Source organism: Chitinophaga sp. SYP-B3965 (assembly GCF_009647655.1).
GTDB lineage: Bacteria > Bacteroidota > Bacteroidia > Chitinophagales > Chitinophagaceae > Chitinophaga.
In genome coordinates this window covers 767,978-794,420 of the sequence record NZ_WJFD01000001.1, presented here as the reverse complement: position 1 = coordinate 794,420, position 26,443 = coordinate 767,978, and the positions used below count along the sequence as shown (strand labels likewise).

The window sequence follows — 26,443 nt, the reverse complement described above, 5'->3', positions numbered from 1 at the left end:
TACTTCCAAATATACAATTACTCTTCTATGGAGACAGGGCCTAACAGTTCTTTCAGTTTCATGAACAGCTTTTCCCCGCGGAGGTTCTTGTCTAAGATGACACCATCCGGCCCTATGAGCACATTAGCAGGGATTGAGCGGATACCATACAACTCGCCTGCAGCATTATCCCCATAACTGAGATCGGATACATGCGTCCAGGTGAGTTTATCGTCGTGAATGGCTTTCATCCATTTGTCCTTATCTTCCGGCCGCTCGAAAGCAACACCCAGCACAGTGAAGTTTTTGGATTGATATTGCTTGAAAGCTTTCACTACATGCGGATTTTCAGCGCGGCAGGGTACGCACCAGCTTGCCCAGAAGTCCACCAGCACATATTTCCCTTTGAAATCGGCGAGGCTCACCGCTTTGCCGAGTGTATCGTTCTGTGTAAAGATCGGGGCAGCTTTTCCTATCACGGCGGCTTTGGCTGAGCGGAATTCCTTCGCCAGTTCCTTCGCCGGCATATTGTTCCGGGCGGATCCGTCCAGAGAATTGTATAACGCTTCCTTTTCTGCAAGTTTTATGTCACTACCCAGCGTCCTAATCTGGTAGGCACTGATGGGGGAAGACGGATGGTCTTTCACCCAATTGATCGTGAATGCCAACTCTGCTTCCCACATTCGCCGCAGTTCAAGCTGCAGGGCCCGGTAAGCAACGGAATCTTTTGTGGATAGTTTACCCGATTTCTCATGCAACTCTTTGCGGCGTTGTAGCTGTGGTACTTTCTCCATCTCCGCATAGAAGCTGTTGTAATCCTTCAGTGCGGTAGTGCCGGTCGCTTTGGCGTCCCTGAATCCAGGGCCATTACCATTGATGCGTACCTTTCCTTCATCGAGATATACGGCCGTCCCATTATCTCTATTGTAAGCCCTGCCAATCTGCAGTATGTAAACATTCGCATCACCTTGCTTTACATGGGTGCTGATGGTAAAGCGTCCGGATGTAGTAACTGCAGAGTCCTTCGTTGAAGCGGAGAAAGATGTTAAATAGACAGTCTGACCGGCAGGCAGGTCTTTGATCCGGCCTTCGATCGTCACATTGTTTTGCCCCAGTGCCGGGAGCACCGTGAAGACGAGCAGTGTGGTTAATATGGTGTTTTTAATCATGAACGTATTTTACTATTTCCCCCAATATAATAAAAAAGGGGGCATTTAAAGTCTGAAATAGCAGGTATATACAGGGCGTTGATTATATTTGAAAATGATGAAAAAAACTTTGGCCTTCATTTCGCTCGCATTCTTTGTTGTAGTGCTGATAACCGCCTATAAAAATCCTTCGCAGCAAAAAGAAGCTGCTGTTAGTAATAAAAAAGATTCGATCAAAACCGGTGCTGATCAAACAGAAAAATATTTGCCTTATCTGAAAGGAAAGCGTGTAGCCATACTTGCTAATCAAACTTCGATCATAGGCAACAGGCATTTGGTGGACAGCCTGCAATCGCGCGGCGTTAATATCGTAAAAGTTTTCGGGCCTGAACATGGTTTTCGGGGCAATGCCAGTGCAGGTATGGAAGTGGCTGATGAAAAAGATCAAAAAACAGGCATATCCATCGTTTCTTTATATGGAAAAAAGAATAAGCCAACCAAAGAAGACCTGGCAGATGTAGATATTTTGATCTACGATGTGCAGGATGTTGGTGTTCGCTTTTACACCAATATCAATGCGCTGTCGAGACTGATGGAAGCCTGTGCGGAAAGTAAAAAAGAACTAATGATCCTCGACCGTCCCAATCCTAATGCTTATTTGATAGACGGGCCGGTACTGGATATGAAATATAAATCGGGGATAGGTATGTTTCCCATCCCTATGTCGCATGGATTAACTGTAGCAGAGTTTGCAAAGATGGCGAATGGCGAAGGATGGCTGACGAACAAGGTAAAATGTCAGCTGAAAATTATACCGGTTGCCAATTACAATCATAGCATGTATTATACGCTGCCGACAAAGCCATCACCCAATCTTAACACACAGCAGGCGATCATGCTGTATCCTTCCACCTGTATGTTTGAAGGAATATATGTAAATCATGGGCGCGGCACTTATTATCCGTTTACAGTTATTGGGGCACCCTATTTCAAAGAAAAATATTCATTCTCCTATACTCCTACGGGCATAAAAGGCATGGCTGAAACACCATTGTTTGCTGACCAGGTTTGTTATGGTCTAGACCTGAGGAACTATGATGTAAATCTGCTGCTGAAAAGCAAAAAGATAAACCTGCAATGGATCATGGAGTTATATAAAGCATCGCCGCAAAAAGAAAAGTTCTTCGATTCAAAGCAAAGTAAGGAAATGAATAACATCGAAATACAGATAGGCTCCGGCTTAATCAGGCAACAGATCATCGACGGCGTTTCTGAAGAGGAGATCCGTAAAACATGGGAACCGGGACTGAGCAATTACAAAAAGATGCGTAAGAAATACGTGATATATAAAGATTAGGGGGGTTCTTAGGTATGCGGGTGAAAAAAATACATGAATAAAAGGTCATCTCTTTCGAGATGACCTTTTTCAATCCAGGTATTTTAATAGAGGAGGCATCATTGTTTATCCCTCCTTTCGCAGCAAGGTCTGCGGCGGTATAATCACCAATTTCAAATGATGCGGCCCATCCGCCGTAGCTGCAATTCTTAAATAGCTGTGCTTTTAATGGTTCAACAGGTCCTGATCCATAAGCTTTCCATTGAAATAAGGCGGTCAGATTGGGTTATTTCTAATCCAACAGTAAACTGCACGGAACATGGAATATAAATCACACTAGTGAGAATTAAATTTTGAAATCTGAAAGACTGATTCTACATTTGCTACAGGAAATACACCGATGGCCATCCATAAAAGAGTATACCGGATAAAGCATCCGGATATATCAGCTCCGCTTTTTTATTCATCAAAAAAAACAAAAATGAAACGTTTATCTATCGCATTATTATGCTCGTTTGTGGCTATTGGCGCTTATGCTGGTACCCCTGCTTCAAAAGAAACCCCGAAGGCAACGAAAGCAGCGGCAACAAAGGTTTCCGAAGGCAAAACCAAGTTTATCGTAATTAAAGGTGACGAAAGTGCATTCCGCCGGCAAATGGCCTTTACATTTTATGACAACTGCGGCGGATCGCTGACGGTGTATGTGTCTGGAGGAAATGCCATGCCCAATTCTGAATTCCAGCAAACAGCGTATAACTACGCCTGCGGTTATGCGAATGCGGGTGGCGGTTGCTTCTAATGAAATAATGGGTTTTCGCTTAATTAAATACCCCGGGGATTACCCTGGGGTATTTAATTCACCAATTAAGAATGTATGCTGCACTATATAAAGTTTACCGTACCGGTATCATTATTATTCCTTTTTTGTTCGTTTAGTAATAACGCCGGGGTATCAGGCGTTGCCTATTATCACTTTTCCCACACTCGTGATACGACGAATGCACGGCGGATCTGGGAGGAAGATTTTCAGATGGCATTTAACGACCAAAGAAGTGTGTATAGAAGCTACACAAAGCAGCTGCAGGATTCCATCCATACAGCGCAAATGGAAGCTGCCGCTAAAGCGGGTAGCGACGCGATCAATATGGGACTTCTGGTACCCTCCACTACAGAGAAGATATACACCTCAGAAAATGAGAAAGCCATTTATATAAGTAAGCTTTTTAGTGAAAATGACTATCTGATAGCGGAGGCGCTTGAAAAGATCAACTGGCAGATTGAAAAAGACACCAGGACATTACTGGGCTATACCTGCCAAAAGGCTACGGGTATATGCAAAGGCCGGAAATATACCGCCTGGTTCACAACTGATATTCCGGTAAATTTTGGTCCATGGAAATTGCAGGGCCTGCCCGGCTTAATCCTGGAAGCCTATGACGCCAGCCAAAGAATAAGATTCACCTGCACAAAAATAGTATCAGACGGCTCGCTCCCCAACAATATTTCCCTGGAACCTCCTTTGGACGCTATTGTTACTACCACTAAAGAATATAATCGCATGGAAAAGGCCTGGCGGGAAAATTTAAACATAGATGGAAATAGTGGAACTGATATCACAATAGATAAGGTAACTGTTCAAGGGGACACCCAGGGGACACCCCGTAAAAAATTGACAATAAATTACCCACTGGAGTTAACAAACTAAGCTTATAACGGCTTGTACACAAGGCACCTGTTCTTACTTTTTTTTCTGCTATGCTCCTCCTCTCTGCTCTTTGCGCAAACCACCCAAACCGTACATGGTTTAGTAAAAGATAGCGTTGGCAGCCCGGTTATCGGAGCATCTGTAACTATCATCAACAAAGATGGAGCAGGTATTACTTTTGAAAGAACCAATCATAAGGGGATCTTCAATTGCATATTTCCAAATACGGATGAGCATCTTGCTATCAAAGTAACCGCCCTGGGTTACCAACAATTTATTCTACCGCTCTCAATACCCAACGAACAATACGTAATAACTTTAAGAAAAACAGCCAGGCAATTACAGGAAGTAGTCATAAGATCGGATAGTAAGATATCGCTGGACAGTGATACGTTAAAATATAATGTAAAGGCATTTGCTGATAAAAATGATCGGGTAATTGCTGATCTGATCGGCAGATTACCCGGCTTGCAGGTGGACGATAAGGGTGCCATCAGCTACAATGGGAAACGCATTAATAATATCTATATCGACGGGGACAATCTTTTAGGTGGTAAATACAGGCTTGCCACCAATAATGTACCTGTGGAAGCTGTGGAGCAGGTACAGGTAATTGAGCGTGACCAGCCCATAAAAGCGCTGAACGGATATGTAGTTGCCAATAATGTTTCGTTAAACCTTAAGCTAACTGATAATGCCCGCACTACGACTATTAACACGGGTGATATTGGCCTGGGCAATAAAGCTTATAGCGCACAATTGAATAATCTCATTTTTAAGAAGCAGATAAAGAGCATTAATAACCTCAAAACCAATAATATTGGGGAGAACCTGGAAAACGAAAATGCTGACATCGGTGTATCGTCAAACGGCAATGAATCAACACTAATGAGTCCCCACCCCTACCTTTCCATGGAGAATGAAACATTGCCTGGTATAGCGGAGAAATACTACTTAATGAATAACGACAATACAGCGAACATCAACACATTACTCAAGTTCACAGATGACTGGTCTTTTCGCTTAAATGTTTCCACACTTCAGCTAAAGCGCAAATATAACTACAGTAACCAGGTTTCTTATATTCTTCCCAATGCTGATACAATAGGTTATGATGAGATACAGCATAATGTATTTAATCTCAATCATTGGCAGATCCATTCACAGATCGAAAAAAACAGCAAGTCGGTATATTTAATATCCGTGACCAAATTAGATCTCCCTAAATGGGACAGAGAAGGGAGCATGGTCCAAAATGGACAGGATTTTACACAGCGCCAACCCACTGATCATTCATCCCTAAGCAACGAAACTACCCTTGTAAAGGCATTAGGAAAGAATAACCTGCTTCAGTATAACTCGGTAGTGCAGTATAGCAAGCTGGATGAAAACTTAGCGCTAACTCCAGGTATACAGGGAGAAATTATGCTGGAGCAGCAGGCACATACCAAAAATGTTTTTATCAACCAATCGGCAACATACAAAGCAAAATTTAATCAGTTTGTTCTTTCCGCTTCCCTGGGAGTTTCTTATGAACGGAATGAACTAAACTCGGATCTATTTTTCACAGATAGCGCCAATGTAATAAAACATGCCGGCAGCCAGTTTAAAAATGATGTCACATTTAATAATTTGTATTTTTTCAGCAAGGCTTCGGCCATTTATCTCTTTAAAAAAGGATCTGTCAGCATCGAAACGAGCCCGACCTACAGCTTTATTCATTACACTTCTAAGGGAAACAAGTACCTTTTGTTCAATCCTATAGTTGAATTTCGGAAAAGCATGGGCAAGTATGGTGAATCGAATTTCCGACACACACAACAAACAACGTTTGGCCAGATCAATGATATTTATCCGGGAGCCATACTGGTTAATTACAGGCAGTATAACTATAATAACACTCCCCTGCCGAAAACGGATATTGTTTCATTTGGCGCCAGGTATTCCTACCGAAAGCCATTAAAGATGTTCTTTTATAACCTGAATCTCCTCTACGACAGAACTCAACAAAACTTTATTACTGCATATACAATTGATAGTGGCCTTACGAGATCAATAGCTATTGATCTTAAAAACAACACAGACAAATATGCGCTAAGTGCGAACATATCAAAATATATTTTCTTCCTTTCTATCAATGTTTCCGCTTTTGGCAATATAAGTTTGCAAAAAGGCAACATCTTTTACAATGATCAAATTTCACCATTCCGTTCCACCAGCATGAACCTATCAGTTACAGCAAGAAAAAAATTGTTTGCTGCAGCAACGCTTTCGGTTACCGGAGAGGCAGGGCAATTCATTAATGCGTCTGATTACGCTACTAAAAACACTACCCGCTTCGAAAAGATTAAAGCGGAATGGCAGCACAACCTGACCGAACAGGTATTATACGGAGTAACTTATAATTTCACCTCCTATAGGCAATCCTTGCAACATTCGATCACTAATGGTTTTATGGATTGTAAAGTAAAATACACTCCTGCTAAATGGAAAAGTTATTTTGAGCTTCAGGGTATCAATTTGTTTGATCAGGGCACATACATCCAGATCAATTCGAACCCCAATCAACAGTCAATATTTCAAATGCCACTCAGAGCAAGAACACTTTTATTAAAACATTCTTTCGTTTTTTAAAACCATATGTTTTAATGCATTTGAATTTATCCCTAAAAAGTTACAATTTACAGAGGTCTCAACCAGGGAAACAATGGCAAAAAAGAAGAAAGCGGCACTCAAAATTAAGGAGCAGAAATCCAGAAAAATAGCTTCCGGACCTCTTCGGGAAAAAGCGCGTTCCATGAAAAGACTTGTTATTGCTGTAGGGAAAGTGCTGCAAAAAAAGGGCTATCCCGGGCTCAATGCAGTCAATATTGCCAGGGAAGCCGGATTAGACAGAAAACTGATCTATACCTATTTCGGAAGCCTGGATAACCTGATAGAAACCTACCTTATTGAAAAGGACTTCTGGAAATCAGACGCGAAGAAAATGATCAACCATATAGTTCAAAATCCAGGCGATCTGGGGAAAGCTGCAATAAATGCCATTTTACAAGCGCAATTTGATATCCTGTTGAAGGATAAAGCCCAGCAAAAGATCATCCATTGGGGATTGGGGGTAAAAAATAAAGTTTTACGGAGCGTATCGGACCAGAGAGAAGAAACAGGTGAAAAGGTACTTGCCATTTTAGATAAAGACTTCAAAGATGCTGCAATAGATATTCGGGCTTTTTTGGCCATACAGGTTGCCGGGATCTATTACTTGTCCCTGCATGCAAAATCTTACGGTAGTACCTTTTGCGGTATCGACATCAATGAAGCGGAAGGTAAAGAGCGTATATCGAAAGCCATTCAAAATAATATTGAAACGGCGTACAAGCTTGCTAAGGTTGAGAAATGAATTTTCCATCCTAATATTACTAAAACAAAAAAGGCCACCAGTAAACTGATGACCTTAAAGCTTGTTTGGACGATTAAATTCGAACCAAAATTCCTTATTTCCAGGATTGATTCATTATTTTTTTGATTTATATGCTCATTCACGGCAAATGAAATGGTGCAATTATTTGACAATCAAATCATCATGAACACTATTCACCCGAAATAGCGAAACGTCTCCTTTATATGGACGGTCTATACTTGCTTTGTCAACTTAAGGATACTTCCACCTTGCTTTTGGGAGGTTGGCTAAGCATTATCCAATTTATATAAATGGGTGTAAGTCTTTTTGTACTTACAAGTATGATGTCTGGATATATTTCAAACTTAGTACTTATCAAGCCTTTTTTTCTGCCTTTTAAAGCGGATAAAATTTGTTTATTTATAAAACGAAAGCATAAAATATTAAAATTAACCGCTCATGCTAAAGTATTACGCAACGTTGTTAACTATTTTCATTGTAAATGCTGCTCATGCCCAGGTGGCTTTTTCCAACAACCCGGACAGCTCCGTTTTTCTAACGAAAGACATCGACAATTTCTGGAAGGCATTTGACCAATTTCAAAAGGACAGTACTACAAACCCTTTCGGCAGCGCTTATCTTGATATAGGAAGCGCTGGTGTTAAAGGCTTTACTCAGAACAGGATCAGGAATGCGGAGAATTTGATGAAAGTGGTGAAAAAACGATATGCTGATTACGAGAAAGTGAGGCCGATCACTTTGCAGATGAAAGCAAAGGAAAAACAATGCCGCAGCACTTTCTATGCATTAAAATACTGGTACCCCCCAGCCCGGTATCCTGCCGTCTATTTTGTGATAGGGGCCTATAATTCAGGCGGAACATTTAACGAGGAAGGCGTATTCATCGGGGCCGAAATGCAAACGGATATCAATAATATACCTTTCATCGTAGCGCATGAATTAATTCATTTCCAGCAAAAGAATTGGATGGAAAATCCAACGCTCCTGGAACAATCCATTATTGAAGGCAGTGCCGACTTCCTGGGAGAATTGATATCCGGCGAAAATATCAATAAGAAAGCCATGGAATACGGGAACAAAAACGAAACGAGATTATGCAGGGAATTTATAACCAGAATGGATAGCACTGACTATAAAGACTGGCTATATGGTATTTCGGGAAAAGATGACCGGCCCAACGACCTCGGGTATTGGATGGGATATAAGATAACACAGCAGTACTTCAATAAAGCTGCGGATAAAAAGCAAGCCGTAAAGGAGATCCTGGATATTAAGGACCATAAAGCTTTTCTGGTAAAGAGCGGTTATTTGCAGGCATTCCTGAAGTAATAAAAAAAGGCGTGCCCGCAAATTTAAGTGAAGGGGGTGGTAGTGTGAGGAGGTAAACGGGAAAATTAAGACACGCTAAAACAAAAAAGGCCACCCGATTTCTCAGATGACCTTAAAGCTTGCCGGGACGACCAGATTCGAACTATTGGCCTGTTGCGGCCCCAAATAAAACCGGACCAATTACTTTTGACAATCTTACTTCTATAATGTGGTGCTAAATGTCCAGGTTTCTTCTGTATTTTTTTTAACCAATACCAGCGTAGTACTGCTGATGCTTTTGATCTGCCAGTACTTTTTATTACCGTCTGCAGAAAGCACCAGGCTGGTATTACCATCCTCTAAAGCCCATGTGCCATCTTCTTCCGCAATTTCACCCAGTTTAAGATGATATGTTTTGTTTTGTTTGAATTCAAAAAAAGTACCCCTGAACATTTTGTTACTGGTTTCCAGTAGTTCTTTGGAAGTATTAGGCTTCTCTCTGCCCTGAAAATACCATTTCATGCAAAGCTGCTCTGAAGAAGCTGCTGCGAGTGTTTGAGATTTTGGTGATGTTTCTGTGTTATCCTCTGTTGAAGAAGTGGTTTTTTGAAGAAGCAACGCTTTATTCTTGTCAAAAGCAAACTCCATTGTATTAGCATCGGGCTGGTTTACTGTTACTACAGATGCGTTGCCTGTATTGGGTGTTAAGGTTAACTTCTTGTCTGCTTCGGAATAACTCCAGGTGCCTTCCTGTTCTTTCCCCATCACTATTTTAAAGTGATGATCAGATTTAAGATCTACGGAAAAGCTGCCAAAGATCTGAGTCAGCATATTCAGACTGGCAGCATCCATCTTCTCTTTATTAGAGACATCTTTGAATATCCATTTTCCCATGAGGGAAGATTCTGTTTGACAAAAAGCAGTAAAATGTAAAGACAATAATAAAAGGAATAGGGAAGTTCTCTTTTTCATGGTTTAAATTTGGCGGCAATATAGTATATTTAATATAAATATTAAATATTTTAACAATCTATAAGAGGGTGTTTACTGATTGCCGGGAGGTGGGTTTAAAGCTTGCAATTCTCTCATTTTGGCTAAGTACTTCCATGGTTTGGCTTATAAATCCTTCTCTCCATTCAGGACCTTTGCCCGATAGTTCTCAATAAGATATCATGAAAATGAAATGGAAACCATCTGATGTGGTGGTAATACTGCTCGGTGCGTTAGGATTTTTTCTGGGTTTGATGGGGCTGATCAATCCTGATGCCCAATATAGCATGATGGGAATAACAGCGTCTTCTTTGCCAGCAGACAGTGTTATTCCTGGTTTATTCGGCTCTGGCTCCTTATCAGCCATCTACGTCGGGATCATTTACATTTACGGTGTGCTGAAAAAATGGGACCGTTTTAAAGCATACCTGATTTTTGCGCGGATGGTGATGTGCCTTGGATTTTTGGTGCTTGTATGCATTGGAAGAGCTCCTCAGGCTTTTATCCCGGCAGCTGCCTGGGAAGGAGCGGGTGCTTTGTTCATTCTCCTGGCTCTTTGGTGGGATAAACGGCATGTGAAGTAACGTTTGGGTTTATTCGTAAATTCATTGTATGAAAAGGAAGCATGCACCACGTATATTCAACTCCCTCGGGGAACTCAATAAAGTACTAGGGCTTGCTGCGCCACTGCATCCATTAATTACTTTGAGCAATTTTTATGAGGCTACTGAAGCTCCTGAAGACCTGGCCCAGGGAGTGATGCTGAATTTCTATCAGATCTCGTATAAAAGCTCTTTCACAGGGTCTATCAAATATGGCCAGCAATATTATGATTTTGATGGTGGCGGCTTAAGTTTCATTGCGCCTAATCATCTCATGGCTTCCAACGGTTATGAAGAAGAATGTGAGGGCATCACACTGCTGATCCACCCGGATTTTTTAAAAGGTTCTGCATTGGCTTCCACTATTAAACAATATGGATACTTTTCTTATGCCACTAATGAAGCGCTGCAATTATCGAACAAGGAGCGGGATATTGTTCTGTCTATATTTGACAACATCCGTATGGAGATGCAGGAACGAATTGATAACATCAGCCAGAAAGTTGTGATCAATTATATTGAACTATTGCTAAATAATTGTGAGCGGTTCTTCAATCGCCAGTTCATTACCCGAAAACCGGTCAATGACGACCTGTTAATTAAAATGGAAGGTTTCCTGGAGGTGTATTTTGATAGCGGCAAAGCATTGCAGGAAGGGCCTCCTACGGTGAAAGCCATTGCGGATCACCTGGCCATGTCCCCGGGTTACCTGAGCGATATGCTGAGGAATCTGACAGGGCTTAACACACAGCAACACATTCATCAGAAACTGATTGAGAAAGCAAAAGAGTTCCTGGCTGGTGGGCGTATGTCTGTAGCGGAGGTGGCCTTTCAATTAGGTTTTGAACACCCGCAGTCGTTTAGTAAGGTTTTTAAGAAGAAGACATCCCTGTCGCCTTATAAGTATCAGAAATCTTTGAATTAGGAAGAGGCCACCCGGAATACTCCCTACCAGGTCCCTAAACTCTTCACCGGATTCATCAATGCAGCACGAATAGCCTGAAAGCTGATCGTGAACATAGCTATGAATAAGGCTGCGGCAGCAGATAATACAAATACCTGCCAGCTAATCTCAGTGCGATAGGCAAAGCCTTGCAACCAGTTGTGCATCGTCCACCAGGCAATGGGAACAGCCAGTATGATGGCAATCCCTACAAGCTTCAGGAGATCAACAGACAAGAGCGCCACGATGCCACCAATGCCTGCTCCCAATACTTTTCGGATACCAATTTCACGTATTCTTTTCTGGGTTGTATAAATGATGAGGCCCAATAAGCCCAGGCAGCCAATGATCACAGAAAGGCCGGCGGCAATGTTGAAAAAGCTGCGCAGTTTGTTTTCCTTGCTGTACTGGCGTTGAAAATCTTCATCCATAAACCGGTATTCAAGGGGATAACCCTTGTATACATCATCCCATACCGCTTTTACATTGGCCACAGCCTGTGCAGGGCTAATGTCCTGATAACGCATGGCAAAAAGAATATAAAACGGTACAGGGCTTAATACTACCGGGTTGATGGTTGTTTGCAATCCATGCTGATGATAATCTTTCAGCACACCCACTACGATGCCATCTTTTCCTGAGGTGGTCAGCTTTTTGCCCAGGGCATTTTGTGCGCTGCCCCAGCCAAATGTTTTCACGGCTGCTTCATTGATGATAAAGGCTTCTTTCTCATCTGCTTCACTGTTGGGCAGGAAATCACGACCAGCCACCAGGGGCAGACCAACGGTCTTTACATAATCCTGGTCAGTAGCTATATATTCTACGATGGTGGCCTGTTCTTTGGTTTTGCCCTCCGGGTAGGCAAATTGCCCGGCCCAGCCGGACCTGCCTGGTATGGCACCGGCAGCGGTCATTTGGGTGATGCCTGATTTGCGGAGCAGTTCGGATTTGAACACACCGGCTTTTTCATGGCGTAACGTCCAGGGTACTTTTATAGCATCGATCACGAGCATGTTGTCTTTATTGAATCCCAGGTCCTGCTCCTGCATGTACTTCATTTGTTTCCACATAATGAGCGTACACATGATGAAGCCGGCTGAGATAACGAATTGCAATACAACCAGTGATTTTCTCAGAAGGGCGCCGGAGGCTGTATGGGAAAAATTTCCTTTTAATACTTTGATAGGTTTAAAGGAAGACAATACCCAGGCGGGGTAAAAGCCTGCCAGGGGTACGAGCACCACAATGATGCCTGAAAGCAGCAAACCATTTTTCAGGGTGAGCAGAGAGGAAATGGTAAATGATTTGCCGGCAAAGGCGTTGAAGACAGGAAGCAGCGCAATCATCAATACGATACTGATGACAGCGGCGATACTGCATAATACAGCAGCCTCGGTAAGGAATTGTAAAATGAGCCGCTTACGATCGTTGCCCAATACTTTTTGTATCCCGATCTCTTTGGCGCGCTCAACAGAACGGGCTGTAGACAGGTTGATAAAATTGAGGCAGGCAATGAGCAGGATGAAAATACCGATGGCCAGGAAGAGCCGGATCGTCTTATAATTCCCTACGGTTCCCTGGCCGGTAGACATACCAGAATACAGGTAAATATCTTTTACAGAACGCAGAGAAATGTTTGTTTTAAAACCACTTTTTGCAACGGCTGCTTTACCTGCTACCTGCACCAGGTTTTTGATCCTGGCGGTAGTGGCAGCCGGAGTTGTATTTTTACTCAGCCTTACATAATTGTATACATTGACATTAAACCAGCCATCTGCGAATTCTTCTTCGCACATCCCCGGATTGAGGCTGCATATGGAAGAAAAAGAACCGATCATATCAAAACGAAGGTGGGAGTTAGTGGGCAATTCAGCAAAGACCCCGGTCACATTGTAAGGAATAGTATCATTCACCATCAGCACCTTTCCCAATGCTTCTTCTTTACCAAAGTATTTCTCTTTAATATCTTCTGTAATGACCACACTGTAAGGTTGCTTCAGCGCAGTAGCAGGATTACCTTCCTGCAGCTGGTAACCGAACACAGAAAAGAATTGCTCATCAGCATACATAGCATCTTCATAAAAGCGGGTCTCTTTCAGTTTCACGATCGGGTTCCAGTCCCTGAGGTAGGTGAGATGTTCTATTTCGGGGTATTGCGCCTTTAATGTATTGCCTACAGGCCAGCCAACAGAACTCGTTTTACTGACCCTGCCATCGGGCCGGATCAGATCGGATTCCAGGCGGCATACCTGTTCCTGATCGACAAATTGGTCATCGTATCCCATCTCATCTTTCACCCACAGGCTGATGAGGAAGAACAGGGTAATTCCCAATACCAGGCTACCCAGGCTGATGGCGGTAAAACTACGGTTGCGGAGGGCGGTACGCCAGGCTATTTTAAAGTATGTTTTAAACATGACTTATACTTTTGAAGATTATAAGTGTTCTTATCATGTTAAGGCTAACTATATATTGAATATAACCGATTTTAACTTATGTAAAAAATAATTCCCTGCAGCATTAACAAAGGCCATCAGATTTCTCAGATGGCCTTTCTATTCTAATTAGCACTTACTTTAAGAGAAGAAGTTTTATCGTTAAAACTATTACTACTGAGGCAGCTGACATTCACACTACCTGTTAACACAAGCGAACTCCCGGTGAAATTATCGCCATCATATAAAGTGACTTTAAGCCCGGCAGGTATTTTAATAGAGGAGGCATCATTGTTGATACCTCCTTTCGCAGCAATGTCTACGGCAGTATAATCACCAATTTCAAATGAAGCCGCCCATCCACCGTAGCTGCAATTCTTAAACAGCTGCGCTTTTAATGCTTCAACAGGTGCAACATCTGCATAAGCAGACCCGATCTTTAAAGCATGTACGTAGTTCGTTACAGTACCGGCATCACCACCATATGCACCAAATTTGGGATCGCAATAGTCCGCATCGAGTGTACGTGCAGGATAACGTTGCGTTCCATTCACGAGTGTTTGTTTTATTCCGTTATACCAGAACTCGATGAAGCCAACAGCACCATCCCTGGATACTTTAATCCGCATCACCATACTGTTCCAAATATTTACGGTTAAAGGCGCAGACCATAATGCTGTGCCTATTTTGCCCGGCGCAAAATGCCATAACTCAAGAATGCCTGTTTCAGTGGTTTTTAATACAATAGGATAGTTCTGTGTCATGGGCTGCCCGGATCCATAAGCTTTCCATTGAAATAAGGCGTTGGTCCTCAGATCCATGGGCATAACTAATTTTGACCGCCAGCCAATGTAGATATCATCTCCATCCAATGCCTGGTAATTTTCGGCACCATGGCCTTCTGTGCGATGGCTTCCGGCAGGTTTGTAGAATTTCCAGACAGCACCATAGGCAGGATCTGTTTCTACTGTAATAGTGCCACTGCCTTCATAATTAACTGTTTTCCAAACATTGGAAGCACCAAGGGCTGCATCTCCATCCCATAAGGTGGAAAGCAGGTTTAAATTTCCGGAAGTATTGTTAACCGTGCCTGGGTTTTCAATTGCCGGGGTGTTCTGATTTTTTGTGCAGCTGATAAGGGCAAACATGCAGCTGCCAGCCAGTAGCCTGGCGAGGATCGGGTTCGTTTTCATAATGTGGAAGTTTTAGTTAACTTAACTAAATATACTGCGCTGTTTTCTGAAAAGTGGATAGGATATTGGCTAAGAGTGGTAGCTGGTTCACCGCGCCGCGATAAGTAACAAAAAAGACCATATGGAAAATAAGAATATCATACAACAGTATTTAAATGGCTTACAGACACATTTGTCCGAAGATGACAAAAAAGCCTTGTCATATGCCTATGGGGCTATGGATAGTCAAATAGCCAGGTTGAAAGATCAATATCCGGAATGCCCGGATTCCTTATTACAACTCTTAATGCAGATAAATGGAACCTATGGGCAGCATTATGGAGATCAGGATATCTTCGTACTGATATTTGGTGCTGAAGTTGATCTTACTGAATACCCCTATTATTTGAGGTCTGTTGAACAGATACTGGAAGGAAGTGATTTCAATAAGAGCATTCGCGAAACGTATGGAGAGCATTTTGAAAGCATGCCTGGATTAGTAGAACCAGGTATTGATCCGGATGTAGATATGGACCGTTGGTTATGTTTCTCTTATTGTGTGAATAATGGTGGGACTTCCATGCTTTATCTTGATTTCAATCCTCTGCCCGGAGGCACGCGAGGTCAGGTTGTCCGCTACCTTCATGATCCCGATAGCTTCAAAGTAATTGCGGGCAGCTTTGATGAATATCTTCAAATGGTTATGGATAAAGATTATAGTTTTTTACTGTCGGGATATTGATGGGTTGGCAATTACTCTTCGGCGGAGGCAGGGCCTAACAATTCCTTCAGCTTCATGAACAGTTTTTCTCCGCGGAGGTTCTTGTCTACGATGATGCCATCCGGCCCTATGAGCACGTTGGTAGGGATTGAGCGGATGCCGTACAACTGGCCTGCAGCATTATCCCAAAAACTGAGATCGGATACATGCGTCCAGGTTAGTTTATCGTCGTGAATGGCTTTCATCCATTTGTCCTTATCGTCCGGCTGCTCGAAAGCAACGCCGAGCACGGTGAAGTTCCTGGATTGATATTGTTTGAATGCTTTCACCACATTCGGATTCTCAGCGCGGCAGGGTACACACCAGCTTGCCCAGAAATCCACCAGTACATATTTCCCTTTGAAATCGGCGAGGTTTACGGCTTTGCCGATCGTATCGTTCTGTGTAAAGAGCGGAGCAGCTTTTCCTATTACGGCGGCTTTGGCTGCGCGGAATTCCTTCGCCAGTTCCTTCGCCGGTCCGTTGTTCCGGGCGGATCCGTCCAGAGAATTGTATAACGCTTCCTTTTCCGCAGGCTTTATATCACGACCCAGGTTCGTGATCAGGTAGGCGCTGATGGGGGAAGACGGATGGTCCTTCACCCAATTGATCTTGTATACCAACTCTGCTTCCCGCATTTGCTGCAGTTCGGGCTGCAGGGTCCGGTAAGCAACGGAGTCTCTTTTGGACAGTTTACCCGATTTCTCATACAACTCTTTGCGGCGTTTAGCTGCGGTGCTTTCTCCATCTCTGCAAAGAAGCTGTTGAAATCATTCTGTGCGGTAGTGCCGGTTGCTTTGGCGTCTTTAAATCCGGGGCCATTGCCATCGATGAGTACCTTTCCTTCATCGAGATATACGAACATTCCATTGTCATTGTTGTAGGTCCTGCCGATCTGCAGTATGTAACCATTCGCGTCACCGGGTTTTACATGGGTGCTGATCGTAAAGCCTCCGGATGTAGTAACAGCAGAGTCCTTCGTCGGAGCGGCGAGTGATGTTAAATAGATGGTCTGACCGGCAGGCAGGTCTTTGATCCGGGCTTCGATCGTTACATTGCTTTGCGCTAGTGCTGTTAGTAGCGTTGAGGTGAGTAATGTGGTTAAAATGGTGTTTTTTATCATGAATAGTTTTATATAAATATCTTCAAATCAATGAGTACTATTTTTCCACTGGATGCAAGAACTTAGCCTTATCCCACAATTCCTCCGCCGTAGCTGACGGATCAAGGTTAACATGTCTCATCCAAAAAGCCAGCCACTGAAAAACTCTGCTAGAACTTTCCAATCCTTTCTCTCCATTTAATAAAAAGCAGCTTCCCAGGATCGACAGGATTATCTTGGGTACATGTTCGGGAGAATCCTTCCAGTCCTGCACCCCTCCCAGAATTTTGCAAAGATTCAACGTCACAGAAAATGCGTTTATTTCAGACATTCTGGGTAGCCCCTTAATCAGGTTGCGTACCCATTCTGATAAGATCCGCTCGTGTGGAGTCAGACAAATAACCCTCATGATATAAAATAGTTTTGTTGACAAAATTCCGGGTAGGTTGTTGACAGCCCACTGTTTACTATATGTGGCGGACAATCGCTCAAAGTATTCTAAAATCGGATACATAAGCCCCTCCAGTGCCAATTCAAAAGCCTCTTTATCCAAAGACGGATGGGTGGCCAGTTCAGGATATTTATCAACATGCGCCCCTAGTTTCCAAATAGAATTACCGATGTATTCCATTTGTCCAATGCGCTTAAATCCCTCTATCGTTCTAAAAAGATAAGGGAAGCCTTCCTGCTCACGGCCTGCCTCACAAAGGCAATTAGCATATGAATTCAGGTAAGCTAACCTATTGTCTTCTGAAAAATATCCTTCTATAGCCGGAAGTATCTCTTCAAACTGTGTAATAGCTTTCTGAGTCTCATCCATGCGCCAATAGACCACAGCAATTTCACCTTTCATTGTATCCTTATAGTAATCGGCTATACTGGTAAACTTATTGCTAAGCATATTATTGTTCACCCCTTCCTCTAAAAGATGCAGTGTTTTTTTATACAAGTCAAGGGCAGCTTCATAGTTCTCTTTATCAAGCTCAAGGGCCGACTGAGCCTGGGTTGCCCTTATCTGGATAACAAAATTACCGGTCGTTTGTGCGAGTTCATTTAACTCTTTTACTGTTTCCTCATGCGCTTCGCTATCAAACTGCCTGGATTGAAAGGCTGCCATTGCAAGGTAATTATCAGCAGCCTCTTCAAGATTACCTAACTCAATATTGGCCGTGATACCCGCTTTATTCAACAATATTCCATACTTAAAAAAGCCTCGCGAAAAAAAATATTTTCCTAATAATTCACTTATGCTTACGATAAAACCAAGATATTCTTTACGTTTTTCCGGGCCTTGACCTTCTTTGGAAATATTAAGCTCTTCCTGTGTTATACGAAACACCTCCAACAGATTGGTCAATTCTTCATCGTTCCATCTAAACCCAAAGGAAAGGTTATCCTTATTCCTGGCAGAATGATTATTCACCACCCAACCTATACGTAAAATATCGGTAATAGCCGCCTTTTGCAGTTGTACAAACAAGGATTTTTCCTGCATCTTACTTTTTAAAAAGGGACGAACAGGATTAACCACAAATACCCTATCTTCTTTTATCTCCACAAAGAAAAATTGCATAAGCGCGGCAACATTTGCAGAAAGATCAGCCACTTCAATATGCAATTCTGCCAGCTTCAAATTTAACCCACCCGAAAAGAATTGCAAATACTGTAAAGCTTTCTTCTGCTCATCGGTTAATATATCATAAACAGTAGACAGGCATACATCCAGCGCATTGGACTTATCATGCTTTTTCAGCATAGGCCGTTTGAGAGAACTTGTTTTTGTGAGCTGTGCCACCACCTCTGTAGAAGACTGGTAAAAGGTAAGCAGTGAAACTACCAACTTTAATGATAATGGATGGCCATTACAAAATTCAAGGAACCAGGCCTGCTCTTCTCCCATTGGTAAAGGCCGGTCAGCCATCAGGGTTTCCAACAACTGAAGGCTCTTCTCTCTGCTCAAACCTTCTATTCCAATTACTTTTTTGGGATAATCTATTAAGGATAAGTCCACTTGACATGTGGCAATTATCTTTAACTCCGTAGTTTGAACAAGAAGTTTTTGAATAAATGCCTCTGTTTCCTCCCGCTGATGGATCAACAATTTTTCCAAACTATCAAATACCAGGATTATAGGTTTCCCGTGTAAGCTTTCAATCAGCGAATTCCCCACCTGTTCCCCTGTCAATTGAGTTAGCTGATTAATCAATATGATATTCAGGTCAGTGACACTTCCTACAGTTTCAACGTCAATCCATAACACCGGATGATCGGGAGGTGAATTTTTAAGCGCATTCAATAACAATTCTGTTTTACCAATGCCTCCCAGCCCTTCCAGCACAATGAACCGGTTCAAGGCCATCGCTCCGTTCAATTCTTCCAACTTTTCTTCCCTTCCTATAAACACCGGGTGCGGATGTGGTGCTTTAGACGTAGTCTCTCCCAAGTCTGTCCTCAACTGATGACGCAATCTTTCTATTAGCCTGTCCTTTGTTTCCTGAAGTAACTCTCTTGAAATAACAGCATTATCCGCCTTTGTATGTTCTTCCTTTGCAACACGTACCAGATTGTGGTGATGGTGGCTTAATGATTCTGCATATCCTACAATGTGAGCATTGTCCAATGGATATCCCTTTCCCGTGATTGGGCATTTACCTCCTATTTCCGTTTTTAAATACTCTTCAATATACTTAGGAATTGCAGGCCTCGTCTTATTTGAATCCGACCAGGGTTCTTTCAGATATGCATCAAATTCTAAAAGTTCTTTCTCTGAAAAGTAATTTTTTCCGGCCATTACGGTGGATACCAATCTCCTGGTATGTCCCAAATTCGTTTTGGGTGTATTTCTCACATAAGCATATAATAATTCTTTTGTAATTCCCAAAAGGATGGCTGCTTCTGTGTCGTTTAATAACTTTTCCCTGGCTTTCATGAATCAAAAATTAACAAGAAAGAATTCATTTCAGACTCTATCAATTCACATCCCCATCTATCTTTTTTCTAATTAGTTCAGCAGATAACAATTCCATAGCACGCTTATTTATTTCAAAGTTAATCCTATCACTATTTCGCAAAAGTTTTGTCAATCGGGCCTCTTTATCTTCAACAGACATTAAAGAATTTTTAACAATATACTCGACCGGGATCAATAATCGTTTCAGTTTTCTAAAAAAAGCTTCGTTGTTCAACTCTATACTTACCTCAAAAAGCCCTTCAAAGGCTTTTGCAAGTTCTTCTGCTACCAGGCGGCTAACCGGAGATAAGTTTTCAGATTTTATACCACCCAGTTCGTTAATACCGGAAGTTCTATTAATGCTGGCTGTTCTTGTTAATTGCAAGATCTCTTCCAAAATATCATCTGTAGATCTTTTTGTTGTTTTTACTGTCGGCTTTGTAGCAAATAATATCCTTTCCACATTTTCTTTTAATCTTGGCCACCACATTTCAAATTGTTCATTTAAATCTGCAGTTTTCAGTTTATTCTCTCCCAACTCGTCATTGAGCATGCTAACTGTTTTATAAATCTCATCCCTGGCAAACTTGGTCGCTGCCTGAAATTGAATCAGCGGGCCTACAATTTGAGAAGGCTCAACATTGAAAAGAATTGGGCAAACTTTTGAACTCTCAACATTTTTAGACAATGCTCCAGCTTCAAACATTATCCATGGACTTTCAAGGTTATCTTGCGTTAAACAAAATAACCCTACTTTAGTGTCTTCAAGCTCCTTTGTAATATCATTGTTCCATCTTGATCCTTTACTTATATCATCGGGCGAATAAAACGGTTTCGCTGCCTGAATAACCTTAGGTATCCAATTTTTCAATACTTCTGCTAATTCCTTGCTTAGCAACCCTGACCAGCTAATAAAAATTTTCATATAGTAATAAAACTAGATTTAAAAATCACATTACATTCTTAATAAGAAGGATACTAAAAACCTGATGGAGGGTGAAGCGCTGGGCTGATTTATTTCACTTAGCAGAAAACAAAAAAGGCCACCAGTAAACTGATGACCTTTAAAGCTTGTCGGGACGACTAGATTCGAACTAGCGGCCTCTTGCACCCCATGCAAGCGCGCTACCGGGCTGCGCTACGTCCCGAAAACCGGTACCCGTATTGAAGACGGGATGCAAAAGTAAACATTAATTTGATTTATAAAAATTATTCACCCCCTTTTTATCCCATTTTCAGGGAACAGACGATAGCATAAATGCTTACATTTGCACCTGACTGGGATAAAACAAAATCTGCAATGGACATTTTACTCAAAAGCGTCAGGATCGTAGCACCTCTCTCCCCTCTTCACGGGCAAACGCAAGATATTCTTATAAAAAACGGACTCATCGCCGATATCGCCAAAAGCATACAGGCGGACAATGTGAAAGAGATCTCCGGTAACAATCTTCACGTTAGCGCCGGATGGATGGACGTTTTTGCACATTTTTGCGACCCGGGACAGGAATACAAGGAAGATCTGAACAGCGGAGCTACTGCAGCAGCCAAAGGAGGTTTCACGACAGTGATGATCGTGCCCAACACACAACCGGCCTTATATACCAAAACCCAGATAGAATACGTACTCAGCAAAACCCGCTACGGCGTAGTGACCGTACTCCCCATCGGCGCCATCAGCAAAAACCTCGAAGGCACCAACCTGGCGGAAATGTATGAAATGCGGCAAACGGGCGCCGTTGCCTTCTCTGACGGACTCAAACCAGTCCAGTCATCCGGCATCATGCTCAAAGCCCTCCAATACGTAAAAGCTTTTAACGGCACTATCATACAGATCCCGGACGATATCAGCATCTCCGGTCACGGTCTTATGCATGAAGGCATCTCTTCCACCCAACTGGGTATGCCCGGCAAACCGGCTATCGCAGAAGAGATCATGCTGCGCAGGGATATCGAACTGGCTAAATACACGGATTCCAATATCCACTTCACAGGTATCAGTACCCGCCAGAGTGTGGAACTGATCGCTGCTGCCAAGGCAGACGGGATCAAGGTCACCTGCTCTGTAACGCCCTACCATCTGCTCTTTACAGATGCAGACCTGAACACTTACAACAGCTTTCTCAAGGTAAATCCTCCCCTTCGCAGCCAGGATGATGTGGAGGCCCTCAAAGATGCCATCCGCAACGGGATCATTGATTGCATCGCCACCCACCACCAGCCGCAGGACTGGGATGCCAAACAGGTGGAATTTGAATATGCCAAACATGGCATGATAGGGCTGGAAAGCTGCTTCGGCGCACTCCGCACTGCCCTGCCAGACCTCAGCATGGAGAAACTCACGGAATTGCTGAGTACAGCCCCCAGGAGCATCTTTGGCCTCCCGGGTGTGATCCTTGCCAAAGGGGAACCGGCTAACCTCACCTGCTTTGAGCCGGATACCACTTATACTTTTACGGATAAGCACATCGGCTCCAAAAGCAAAAACTCTCCCCTCCTGAATATGGAATTAAAGGGTAAAGTGCTGGGGGTGTTTAATAACAAACAATCTTATCTTAACTTGTAATCCTAAATACCCTATTATGAAGACTAACAATATTACATACGGCCTGATCGGCGCCATTATCTTATGTGTTATGTTCGCCTTGCAATGGTTTGCAAAGATCCCATTGGACAACATGCTTTATAAGTGGCTGCCTACAGCTATTTTTGTGCTGGTCGTTATCCTTGGAGCGATGAACTTCAGCAAGATCAATGAAGCGAATGTAACCTTCGGCCAGGTATTTGGCAACGGGTTTAAAACAACAGCAGTGATCACGGTGATCTTTGCTTTATTCTTCGTGCTGTTTATTCTACTGTTCCCTGACTACAAAGATGTGATCCTGGATTCCTCCATGGCGCAGAGTGCAAATAAAGGAGCAACTCCTGAACAAATAGCCCAGGCCAGGGAAATGGCGGAGAAATTCTTCCTCGTTGGTGGCCTGGCAGGCGTTATTTTTATAGACCTGTTAATCGGTGTGCTGGCCTCCCTCGTTGGTGCCGCCATCGCAAAAAAGAAGTAATAAACTAATGGACATATCCGTAATCGTTCCTTTAAAAAACGAAGAAGAATCACTGCCGGAACTGGCAGCCTGGATTGCACGTGTAATGCAGGAGAACAACTATTCCTATGAAGTATGGATGGTGGACGATGGCAGTACTGACGAATCCTGGGAAGTGATCCGCCAGCTCTCCACCGAAAACCGAAATATCAAAGGCATTAAATTTCAACGCAACTACGGCAAATCCGCCGCTTTAAATGAAGGCTTCCGCAAAGCCCAGGGTGATGTAGTGATCACCATGGACGCAGACCTCCAGGATAGCCCGGATGAAATTCCCGGCCTTTACAAAATGATCAAAGAAGATGGGTTCGATCTCGTGAGCGGCTGGAAAAAAGTACGTTACGATAACACCCTCACTAAAAATATTCCTTCTAAATTATTCAACTGGGCCACGGTTAAAATGAGCGGCATCCAACTGCACGACTTCAACTGCGGCCTGAAATCCTACAAGAATAAAGTAGTAAAAACGATCGAGGTATATGGCGAAATGCATCGCTACATCCCTGTTATCGCCAAGTGGAGCGGCTTCCGGAAGATCGGAGAGAAAGTGGTGGAACACCGCAAACGCAAATACGGTACCACCAAATTTGGACTGGAACGTTTTGTGAACGGGTTCCTGGACCTCGCCTCCATCACTTTTGTAGGCAGGTTCGGCAAACGCCCCATGCACTTCTTTGGCGCACTGGGCACGCTGTTCTTCTTCGTCGGATTCCTGATCGCAGTTTATCTCTCCATCGAAAAGATCTTCTACCTGCAATACAAAATGACGGAAAGACCGATCTTTTTCCTGGCCATGCTCTTACTGATCATCGGCTCCCAGCTTTTCCTAACGGGCTTCCTGGCAGAAATGATGAACCGTAATGCACCGGAGCGCAACGCTTACCTGGTGGAAGAAACATTGGAAAGATGACGCAGATCCACAACAAAAAAATAGTGATCATAGGTCCGGCCCATCCCTTGCGGGGCGGGCTGGCTTCTTTTAATGAACGCCTTGCCCGGCAACTCACGGACCAGGGGAATAAGGTGAGCATTCACACCTTCTCCTTTCAATACCCGGGTTTCATGTTCCCCGGCAAAACGCAATATGCAGATGGCCCCGCGCCGGCAGGACTTGACATCCAACGCACCATTCACTCCATGAATCCCCTGAACTGGTTAAAAACAGGCAGGAAGATCAAAAAAGAACGGCCGGATATTGTGATCATTGCTTACTGGCTTCCCATTATGGCGCCGGCTTTGGGCAGCATCGCCAATATCATCCGCAAGAATAAACATTCACAGATCATAGGCCTCGTGCACAACCTGATCCCTCACGAAAAACGCCCGGGCGATAAACCATTCACCCGCTATTTCGTGAACCAGTGCGATGCTTTCATCACTCTCAGTAAAGAAGTACTGGCGGACATCAAACAGCTTACGGATAAACCGGTGGCCTATTCCCCGCACCCTGTCTATGATAACTTTGGTGATGCGGTTGCTCCTGCTGTTGCTAAACAACACCTGGGCTGGGATGCGAATAACAGGTACCTGCTTTTCTTTGGTTTCATCCGTGCCTATAAAGGACTTGATCTACTGCTGGAAGCTTTTGCAGACCCGCGTTTGCAGGCTATTCAGAACCTTCAGCTGGTGGTGGCGGGAGAGTTTTATGAGGATAGAAAAAAATACGATCACCTGATCACGGAAAAAGTAAAAATATTCTCTGATTTCATCCCGAATGAGGAAGTAAAATACTATTTCTCTGCGGCTGATCTTATTGTACAGCCTTACAGAACAGCCACCCAGAGCGGCATTTCCCAGATGGCTTATCATTTTGAGAAACCGATGCTGGTTACTGCTGTTGGTGGCCTCCCGGAAATTGTACCGGATGGGAAAGCGGGTTATGTAGTGGCACTGGACGCAACAGCTATCGCAGATGGGATCCTGCGGTTCCTGGCGCAACCTCCGGATGTTTTCAGTAGTTTTATCAGGGAACAAAAGCAATTATATTCCTGGGAACACTTCGCGGATTCGCTCGGATCTTTGACGGATACACAATAATCCGAGAAATATTAAGTTATACCTTACTATGAAACATCTTTTTGTCATACTGCTTTGTTTCTTCTCTTTTTCTGCGGTGGCACAACGCCTCTCTCCGGCGGATAAGGCTACGCTGGATAATCTGCAGGATTCACTGCGTGTTATCAGCTATGATGTTATCAACGGGAAGGAAGAAAGTGTGCGCGAAGCACGTAATGATTATTTCATTCCGCAGCTGGTGAATGCCCTCAAAACGAAATACTCCTTCTACTACCCTTTCGATTCCTTAAAAACAGTGGCGAAAGTATATCCGCAGGACAGCACTTTCCGCATCTTTACCTGGCCGCTGGAAAGTGATAACAGTACTTTCCGGCATTTCGGGGTGATACAGATGAATACGAAAGATGGTTCTGTCAAGCTCTTTCCGCTGTTCGATAATTCTGATTTCTCGAAGAACACGGATACGGTTACCAATAACAGGGGCTGGATAGGTTGCCTGTATTACGCCATGGTGCAACGGCATTATTTTAACTCGGAATTTTATACGTTGTTTGGCTGGGATGCTAATTCACAGACCAGTCAGAAGAAAGTGATTGAAATGCTCACGTTCAAAAATGGAGAGCCGGTGTTTGGCGGGCCTTTCTTCAGTTTTGCGGAGGATACGGTGCCTAAGCCGGGGAAGAATCGTTTCATCATTGAATATAAGCGGGAGGCGGTTGCTGCTATGAACTACGATAAGGAAATGGATATGATCATCCTTGATCACCTTATTTCTGAAACCAATGAGCCGCTGAAGAAATACACTTATATTCCTGATCTGGATTATGAAGGTTTTAGATGGAAGGCGGGGAAATGGGTGCATGTGGAGAAGGTTTTCCATGATGCGTTGCAGTTGAATAAATACCCTGTTGGTGAGCCTGTTGATAAGAAAAGGTCTGATTTTGTAAAGCCTAAAATGGATTTTGAAATTCAGGAAGAAGAGGCTGCCAAGGCTGCGGAAGAAGCGGCTAAGAAGGCGAAGAAAAAGAAGAAGGGATAGGGTGTACAATGTTCTTTCCTTAAAAAATAAAACACTTTTGTAGCCGTCTTTTGTTCTTTATTCAACAGCCGTTGCGTCGCACTCTTCAGCTACTTCCGTTTCTTTTTACTTTGTTCCTTTTCCAGGAATTCCTCCAGCGCATCTAATTTCTTCGTCCAGAAAACGCGGTATTTATCTGCCCATTCTGATACTTGTTTCAACTTTTGCAACTCTGCATGGCAGAAACGCTCCCTCCCCTGCTGTTTAATGGTTACCAGGCCACACTCTGTGAGGATACGGATATGCTTGGATATTGCCGGACGGCTAATATCGAAATTCTCCGCTACCGCATTCAGGTTAAGGGATTGATTGGCCAACAGGCTGATGATCTCTCTGCGGGTAGGATCTGCGATCGCCTGGAATACATCTCTTCTCATCTTTAGAAACCGTTTGGTTACAA

At 43.3% G+C, this 26,443-nt stretch carries 23 protein-coding genes and 1 tRNA gene; 14 read left to right on the top strand and 10 right to left on the bottom strand.

Annotation, left to right across the window (positions count from 1 at the left end):
• Positions 1-17 precede the first annotated feature (17 nt).
• Positions 18-1,148, bottom strand: coding sequence for a TlpA disulfide reductase family protein (locus GFS24_RS03095; RefSeq protein ID WP_153658105.1), 1,131 nt, complete (start codon positions 1,146-1,148; stop codon positions 18-20).
• A 97-nt stretch (positions 1,149-1,245) separates the two neighbouring features.
• Between GFS24_RS03095 and GFS24_RS03090 the strand changes: the two genes are divergently transcribed.
• The 6 genes from GFS24_RS03090 to GFS24_RS03065 all read left to right on the top strand — a co-directional run bounded on the left by GFS24_RS03090 (position 1,246) and on the right by GFS24_RS03065 (position 8,915).
• The gene (locus GFS24_RS03090) at positions 1,246-2,484 is read left to right on the top strand and encodes an exo-beta-N-acetylmuramidase NamZ domain-containing protein (RefSeq protein WP_153658104.1); all 1,239 of its coding nucleotides are present in this window, start codon (positions 1,246-1,248) and stop codon (positions 2,482-2,484) included.
• A gap of 460 nt (positions 2,485-2,944) precedes the next feature.
• The gene (locus GFS24_RS03085; protein ID WP_153658103.1) at positions 2,945-3,262 is read left to right on the top strand and encodes a hypothetical protein; all 318 of its coding nucleotides are present in this window, start codon (positions 2,945-2,947) and stop codon (positions 3,260-3,262) included.
• Between the two features lie 75 nt (positions 3,263-3,337).
• Positions 3,338-4,168: a GLPGLI family protein gene (locus GFS24_RS03080; protein WP_153658102.1), complete on the top strand. Its 831-nt coding sequence runs from the start codon at positions 3,338-3,340 to the stop codon at positions 4,166-4,168.
• A gap of 12 nt (positions 4,169-4,180) precedes the next feature.
• Complete coding sequence (locus tag GFS24_RS03075) at positions 4,181-6,802, top strand: carboxypeptidase-like regulatory domain-containing protein (protein ID WP_153658101.1); 2,622 nt, start codon at positions 4,181-4,183, stop codon at positions 6,800-6,802.
• Positions 6,803-6,875: 73 nt separating this feature from the next.
• Positions 6,876-7,565, top strand: coding sequence for a TetR/AcrR family transcriptional regulator (locus GFS24_RS03070; RefSeq protein ID WP_153658100.1), 690 nt, complete (start codon positions 6,876-6,878; stop codon positions 7,563-7,565).
• A 459-nt stretch (positions 7,566-8,024) separates the two neighbouring features.
• Positions 8,025-8,915 carry a DUF2268 domain-containing putative Zn-dependent protease gene (locus tag GFS24_RS03065; protein ID WP_153658099.1) on the top strand — a complete coding sequence of 297 codons (891 nt, stop codon included), beginning with the start codon at positions 8,025-8,027 and terminating at the stop codon, positions 8,913-8,915.
• A gap of 201 nt (positions 8,916-9,116) precedes the next feature.
• On the opposite strand, the gene GFS24_RS03060 is transcribed toward GFS24_RS03065, so the two are convergent.
• A complete protein-coding gene (locus tag GFS24_RS03060; protein WP_153658098.1) occupies positions 9,117-9,866 on the bottom strand; it encodes a lipocalin-like domain-containing protein in 750 nt (249 codons plus the stop codon).
• Positions 9,867-10,066: 200 nt separating this feature from the next.
• Between GFS24_RS03060 and GFS24_RS03055 the strand changes: the two genes are divergently transcribed.
• Together GFS24_RS03055 and GFS24_RS03050 are read left to right on the top strand one after the other, a co-directional pair.
• Positions 10,067-10,468, top strand: a complete 402-nt coding sequence (locus GFS24_RS03055) for a hypothetical protein (RefSeq protein ID WP_153658097.1) — start codon at positions 10,067-10,069, stop codon at positions 10,466-10,468.
• Positions 10,469-10,496: 28 nt separating this feature from the next.
• The gene (locus tag GFS24_RS03050; protein ID WP_153658096.1) at positions 10,497-11,411 is read left to right on the top strand and encodes an AraC family transcriptional regulator; all 915 of its coding nucleotides are present in this window, start codon (positions 10,497-10,499) and stop codon (positions 11,409-11,411) included.
• A 23-nt stretch (positions 11,412-11,434) separates the two neighbouring features.
• On the opposite strand, the gene GFS24_RS03045 is transcribed toward GFS24_RS03050, so the two are convergent.
• Complete coding sequence (locus GFS24_RS03045; protein ID WP_153658095.1) at positions 11,435-13,846, bottom strand: ABC transporter permease; 2,412 nt, start codon at positions 13,844-13,846, stop codon at positions 11,435-11,437.
• Between the two features lie 143 nt (positions 13,847-13,989).
• Positions 13,990-15,057: a heparin lyase I family protein gene (locus GFS24_RS03040; protein WP_153658094.1), complete on the bottom strand. Its 1,068-nt coding sequence runs from the start codon at positions 15,055-15,057 to the stop codon at positions 13,990-13,992.
• Positions 15,058-15,178: 121 nt separating this feature from the next.
• On the opposite strand from GFS24_RS03040, the gene GFS24_RS03035 reads away from it, so the two are divergent.
• Positions 15,179-15,778 (top strand): SMI1/KNR4 family protein, encoded by a 600-nt coding sequence (locus tag GFS24_RS03035; RefSeq protein WP_153658093.1) that lies wholly within the window; start codon positions 15,179-15,181, stop codon positions 15,776-15,778.
• Positions 15,779-15,789: 11 nt separating this feature from the next.
• On the opposite strand, the gene GFS24_RS03030 is transcribed toward GFS24_RS03035, so the two are convergent.
• From GFS24_RS03030 to GFS24_RS03010, 5 genes are all read right to left on the bottom strand, one after another.
• Positions 15,790-16,434 carry a peroxiredoxin gene (locus GFS24_RS03030; RefSeq protein ID WP_153658092.1) on the bottom strand — a complete coding sequence of 215 codons (645 nt, stop codon included), beginning with the start codon at positions 16,432-16,434 and terminating at the stop codon, positions 15,790-15,792.
• Positions 16,395-16,919: a DUF4369 domain-containing protein gene (locus GFS24_RS03025; RefSeq protein WP_153658091.1), complete on the bottom strand. Its 525-nt coding sequence runs from the start codon at positions 16,917-16,919 to the stop codon at positions 16,395-16,397. The genes GFS24_RS03030 and GFS24_RS03025 overlap by 40 nt, the downstream gene beginning before the upstream one ends.
• A 37-nt stretch (positions 16,920-16,956) precedes the next feature.
• Positions 16,957-19,827, bottom strand: coding sequence for an NB-ARC domain-containing protein (locus GFS24_RS03020; RefSeq protein WP_153658090.1), 2,871 nt, complete (start codon positions 19,825-19,827; stop codon positions 16,957-16,959).
• A 40-nt stretch (positions 19,828-19,867) separates the two neighbouring features.
• Complete coding sequence (locus GFS24_RS03015; protein WP_153658089.1) at positions 19,868-20,773, bottom strand: TIR domain-containing protein; 906 nt, start codon at positions 20,771-20,773, stop codon at positions 19,868-19,870.
• A gap of 149 nt (positions 20,774-20,922) precedes the next feature.
• A tRNA-Pro gene (locus GFS24_RS03010) sits at positions 20,923-20,996 on the bottom strand.
• 152 nt (positions 20,997-21,148) lie between these two features.
• Between GFS24_RS03010 and GFS24_RS03005 the strand changes: the two genes are divergently transcribed.
• Genes GFS24_RS03005 through GFS24_RS02985 form a run of 5 tightly spaced genes read left to right on the top strand, consistent with a single transcriptional unit; the run spans position 21,149 to position 26,004 of the window.
• Positions 21,149-22,414 (top strand): dihydroorotase, encoded by a 1,266-nt coding sequence (locus GFS24_RS03005; protein ID WP_153658088.1) that lies wholly within the window; start codon positions 21,149-21,151, stop codon positions 22,412-22,414.
• Between the two features lie 16 nt (positions 22,415-22,430).
• Positions 22,431-22,910, top strand: coding sequence for a DUF4199 domain-containing protein (locus tag GFS24_RS03000; protein WP_153658087.1), 480 nt, complete (start codon positions 22,431-22,433; stop codon positions 22,908-22,910).
• Between the two features lie 7 nt (positions 22,911-22,917).
• Positions 22,918-23,859: a glycosyltransferase family 2 protein gene (locus tag GFS24_RS02995; protein WP_153658086.1), complete on the top strand. Its 942-nt coding sequence runs from the start codon at positions 22,918-22,920 to the stop codon at positions 23,857-23,859.
• Positions 23,856-24,986: a glycosyltransferase gene (locus tag GFS24_RS02990; RefSeq protein ID WP_153658085.1), complete on the top strand. Its 1,131-nt coding sequence runs from the start codon at positions 23,856-23,858 to the stop codon at positions 24,984-24,986. The genes GFS24_RS02995 and GFS24_RS02990 overlap by 4 nt, the downstream gene beginning before the upstream one ends.
• A gap of 28 nt (positions 24,987-25,014) precedes the next feature.
• Positions 25,015-26,004 carry a hypothetical protein gene (locus tag GFS24_RS02985; protein WP_153658084.1) on the top strand — a complete coding sequence of 330 codons (990 nt, stop codon included), beginning with the start codon at positions 25,015-25,017 and terminating at the stop codon, positions 26,002-26,004.
• An 89-nt stretch (positions 26,005-26,093) separates the two neighbouring features.
• Here the strand turns inward: GFS24_RS02985 and GFS24_RS02980 are convergent, their stop codons facing one another.
• Positions 26,094-26,420 (bottom strand): helix-turn-helix transcriptional regulator, encoded by a 327-nt coding sequence (locus GFS24_RS02980; protein WP_153658083.1) that lies wholly within the window; start codon positions 26,418-26,420, stop codon positions 26,094-26,096.
• Positions 26,421-26,443: the final 23 nt, after the last annotated feature.

What these genes read in the sequence shown, in the direction of transcription:
- GFS24_RS03065 (WP_153658099.1), top strand. Translation starts at nt 8,025, where the DNA reads ATGCTAAAGTATTACGCAACGTTGTTAACTATTTTCATTGTAAATGCT.
- GFS24_RS03005 (WP_153658088.1), top strand. Translation starts at nt 21,149, where the DNA reads ATGGACATTTTACTCAAAAGCGTCAGGATCGTAGCACCTCTCTCCCCT.
- GFS24_RS03015 (WP_153658089.1), bottom strand. Translation starts at nt 20,773, where the DNA reads ATGAAAATTTTTATTAGCTGGTCAGGGTTGCTAAGCAAGGAATTAGCA.
- GFS24_RS03035 (WP_153658093.1), top strand. Translation starts at nt 15,179, where the DNA reads ATGGAAAATAAGAATATCATACAACAGTATTTAAATGGCTTACAGACA.
- GFS24_RS03045 (WP_153658095.1), bottom strand. Translation starts at nt 13,846, where the DNA reads ATGTTTAAAACATACTTTAAAATAGCCTGGCGTACCGCCCTCCGCAAC.
- GFS24_RS02980 (WP_153658083.1), bottom strand. Translation starts at nt 26,420, where the DNA reads ATGAGAAGAGATGTATTCCAGGCGATCGCAGATCCTACCCGCAGAGAG.
- GFS24_RS03080 (WP_153658102.1), top strand. Translation starts at nt 3,338, where the DNA reads ATGCTGCACTATATAAAGTTTACCGTACCGGTATCATTATTATTCCTT.
- GFS24_RS03030 (WP_153658092.1), bottom strand. Translation starts at nt 16,434, where the DNA reads ATGCGGGAAGCAGAGTTGGTATACAAGATCAATTGGGTGAAGGACCAT.
- GFS24_RS03070 (WP_153658100.1), top strand. Translation starts at nt 6,876, where the DNA reads ATGGCAAAAAAGAAGAAAGCGGCACTCAAAATTAAGGAGCAGAAATCC.
- GFS24_RS03090 (WP_153658104.1), top strand. Translation starts at nt 1,246, where the DNA reads ATGAAAAAAACTTTGGCCTTCATTTCGCTCGCATTCTTTGTTGTAGTG.
- GFS24_RS03060 (WP_153658098.1), bottom strand. Translation starts at nt 9,866, where the DNA reads ATGAAAAAGAGAACTTCCCTATTCCTTTTATTATTGTCTTTACATTTT.
- GFS24_RS03020 (WP_153658090.1), bottom strand. Translation starts at nt 19,827, where the DNA reads ATGAAAGCCAGGGAAAAGTTATTAAACGACACAGAAGCAGCCATCCTT.
- GFS24_RS03055 (WP_153658097.1), top strand. Translation starts at nt 10,067, where the DNA reads ATGAAAATGAAATGGAAACCATCTGATGTGGTGGTAATACTGCTCGGT.
- GFS24_RS03000 (WP_153658087.1), top strand. Translation starts at nt 22,431, where the DNA reads ATGAAGACTAACAATATTACATACGGCCTGATCGGCGCCATTATCTTA.
- GFS24_RS02985 (WP_153658084.1), top strand. Translation starts at nt 25,015, where the DNA reads ATGAAACATCTTTTTGTCATACTGCTTTGTTTCTTCTCTTTTTCTGCG.
- GFS24_RS03040 (WP_153658094.1), bottom strand. Translation starts at nt 15,057, where the DNA reads ATGAAAACGAACCCGATCCTCGCCAGGCTACTGGCTGGCAGCTGCATG.
- GFS24_RS03025 (WP_153658091.1), bottom strand. Translation starts at nt 16,919, where the DNA reads ATGATAAAAAACACCATTTTAACCACATTACTCACCTCAACGCTACTA.
- GFS24_RS03050 (WP_153658096.1), top strand. Translation starts at nt 10,497, where the DNA reads ATGAAAAGGAAGCATGCACCACGTATATTCAACTCCCTCGGGGAACTC.
- GFS24_RS03085 (WP_153658103.1), top strand. Translation starts at nt 2,945, where the DNA reads ATGAAACGTTTATCTATCGCATTATTATGCTCGTTTGTGGCTATTGGC.
- GFS24_RS02990 (WP_153658085.1), top strand. Translation starts at nt 23,856, where the DNA reads ATGACGCAGATCCACAACAAAAAAATAGTGATCATAGGTCCGGCCCAT.
- GFS24_RS02995 (WP_153658086.1), top strand. Translation starts at nt 22,918, where the DNA reads ATGGACATATCCGTAATCGTTCCTTTAAAAAACGAAGAAGAATCACTG.
- GFS24_RS03095 (WP_153658105.1), bottom strand. Translation starts at nt 1,148, where the DNA reads ATGATTAAAAACACCATATTAACCACACTGCTCGTCTTCACGGTGCTC.